Below are 2,597 nucleotides of genomic sequence, written 5' to 3'. Positions count from 1 at the left end.
CTGACCGAGTTGCCCTGCCGCACCCTCGCGATCGTGCGGGGGCGTGACCGTGACGCCGCGCTGCGAACCGTGCTGACCCTCGCCGAGGAGGGCATCACCGCCTCTGAGGTGTCCCTGACCACCACCGACGCACTGTGGGTGATCGACCAGGCCCGCCGTGAGCTCGGGCCCGACGCGCTGCTGGGTGCGGGGACCGTCCTGAGTACCGAGGACGCCGCCCGGGCCGCGGACGCGGGAGCCGCCTTCCTCGTCACCCCCGGCCTCGTCCCCGGCCTGCCGCAGGGCCCCGGCGAACCGCCGGTGCTGATGGGGGCCCTGACGCCCGGCGAGGTCATGGCGGCCACCGGTCACGGCGCCCTCGCCGTCAAGCTCTTCCCCGCCCTGTTCGGCGGCCCCGCCTACCTGAACGCGCTACGCGCCCCGTTCCCGGACGTGCCGTTCCTGCCCGTCGGCGGGATCGACGCCACCGCCGCCCTCGCCTACCTCGCGGCCGGGGCGGTGGCCGTCGGAGTGGGCTCGCCCCTGGTCGGCGACGCCGCCGACGGCGGCGACCAAAGGGCCCTGCGCGCCCGCGTCGCACAGTGGCGCACCGCCCTCACCCGGACGGTGACCGCATGACCAGCACCGCCAGCGGCCCCGCCCCTGCCGGCCTCCCCGTGTCCGTGCCCGAGGTGGTGACCGTGGGGGAGGCGATGGCCGCACTGCGCGCCACCGGCCCGATCAGGCTCGCCCCGCCCATGGAACTGTCCGTCGCCGGAGCGGAGGCCAACGTCGCGATCGGCCTGGCCCGTCTCGGCCACCGCGCCCGCTGGGTCGGGCGGGTCGGCGACGACCCGTTCGGCGCGCTCGTCCTGCGCACCCTGCGCGCCGAAGACGTCGACACCACCCACACCTACACCGACACCGAAGGCCGGCCCACCGGCCTGCTCGTGCGCGAGGACGCCATCGGCGACCTCGCCACCGTCCACTACCACCGCACCCGCTCCGCCGGATCCGCCCTCCACCCCGACGACGTCCTCACCGCCCTCGACCCCGCCACCCGCATCCTCCACCTCACCGGCATCACCCCCGCCCTGGGCCCCGCCGCCGCCCAGGCCGTCCTCACCGCCGCCGCCCGCGCCCGCCGCCTCGGCATCACCGTCAGCCTCGATGTCAACTTCCGCGCCCGCCTGTGGACCCACCACCAGGCCCGCGAGGTCCTGCCGCCCCTGGCCCGCCTCGCCGACATTCTCATCGCCTCCGCCGACGAACTCCACCTCGTCACCCCCGACCCCGCCCACGACGAGGACCACGCCGTCACGGCACTCCTCACCCAGGGCGCACGCGAGGTGGTCATCACCCGCGGCGGCGACGGCGCCGACGCCACCACCACCGACGGAACACACCACGCCAAGGCCCGACCAGTGCCCGTCGTCGACGTCATCGGCGCCGGCGACGCCTTCACCGCCGGCTACCTCTCCGGAGTACTCGACGGCCTTACCGTCGAACAACGCCTGAACCGCGCCACCGCCACCGCCGCGTTCGCCGTCGCCACACGCGGTGACTGGGAAGGCCTGCCCACCCGCACCGACCTCACCCTCCTCGACACCCCCGCCGGAACCACCCTGCGCTGACCCCCAGGACCCCCCGTGCACCCCACACCACCCGTACCTCCCACACACCCCACCGGCCCCCGCGTCACCGTCCACGCCCACGGAACCCATCAACTCGCCGAAGGCGCCCGCTGGGTCGACGACCGCCTGATCTTCACCGACATCCTCACCGGCCGCCTCCTCGAAACCCGCGACCCCGCCCCCGCCCCCGCCCGCGAACTCCTGCGCCTGCCCGTCCCCCTCGGTGCCGTCGCCCCCCTCGCCCACCAGCCCGGACACTGGATCGCCGCCGCCGGCACCGGCATCGCCCTCCTCGCACCCGAAGGAACCACCCACTGGCTCGCCCGCCCCGAAGACCACACACGGGTCCCCACCCGCATGAACGACGGCGCCTGCGACCCCCACGGCCGCTTCTGGGCCGGCAGCATGCCCTACGACAACACCCCCGGCGCCGGCAACCTCTACCGCACCGACCACGACGGCACCGTCCACCACGTCCTCGACGGCCTCACAACCGTCAACGGCCCCGCCTTCACCCCCGACGGCCACACCCTCTACCTCGCCGACAGCGCCACCCGCGTCATCCACCGCTGCACCCTCGACCCACACGGCAACATCACCCACCGCGAGAAGTTCACCCGCACCGGCCACGCCGGCACCCCCGACGGCATGACCGTCGACCACGACCACCACCTCTGGGTCGCCCTCTGGGGCGGCTCCGCCATCCACCGCTACCACCCCGACGGCACCCTCACCGACCGCATCCACCTCCCCACCCCACAGCCCACCTCCGTCTGCCTCACCCCCACCGGTACCCTTCTCATCACCACCGCCCGACACGGCCTCACCACCAACCCCGCCCTCGCAGGATCCATCCTCACCACCCCCGTCAACACCACCGCACCACCCGCAACCCCCTACACGCTGCGGTAGCCAGGACAACACCCGGCCACACCTCGCCCTCCCCAGGAGTGCCTCCGCCACAGGGCGGGCTCGAACCCCCAC

The 2,597-nt window shown here is 74.5% G+C and carries 3 protein-coding genes; all 3 read left to right on the top strand.

Translation table 11 applies throughout. The annotated features are described in order from the left end of the window. Genes ACFWIC_RS40940 through ACFWIC_RS40930 form a run of 3 tightly spaced genes read left to right on the top strand, consistent with a single transcriptional unit; the run spans nucleotide 1 to nucleotide 2,525 of the window. On the top strand, nucleotides 1–618 hold the full coding sequence (locus ACFWIC_RS40940) for a bifunctional 4-hydroxy-2-oxoglutarate aldolase/2-dehydro-3-deoxy-phosphogluconate aldolase (protein WP_380522277.1): 618 nt from the start codon (nucleotides 1–3) through the stop codon (nucleotides 616–618). Beyond that, a complete protein-coding gene (locus tag ACFWIC_RS40935; protein ID WP_380522275.1) occupies nucleotides 615–1,613 on the top strand; it encodes a sugar kinase in 999 nt (332 codons plus the stop codon). Before ACFWIC_RS40940 ends, ACFWIC_RS40935 begins: the two co-directional genes overlap by 4 nt. 15 nt (nucleotides 1,614–1,628) lie before the next feature. Further along, complete coding sequence (locus tag ACFWIC_RS40930) at nucleotides 1,629–2,525, top strand: SMP-30/gluconolactonase/LRE family protein (protein WP_380522273.1); 897 nt, start codon at nucleotides 1,629–1,631, stop codon at nucleotides 2,523–2,525. Nucleotides 2,526–2,597: the final 72 nt, after the last annotated feature.

The organism is Kitasatospora sp. NPDC127035, from assembly GCF_042726075.1.
In the GTDB taxonomy this organism is placed as follows: domain Bacteria; phylum Actinomycetota; class Actinomycetes; order Streptomycetales; family Streptomycetaceae; genus Kitasatospora.
This window is presented reverse-complemented; position numbering and strand designations above follow the sequence as displayed.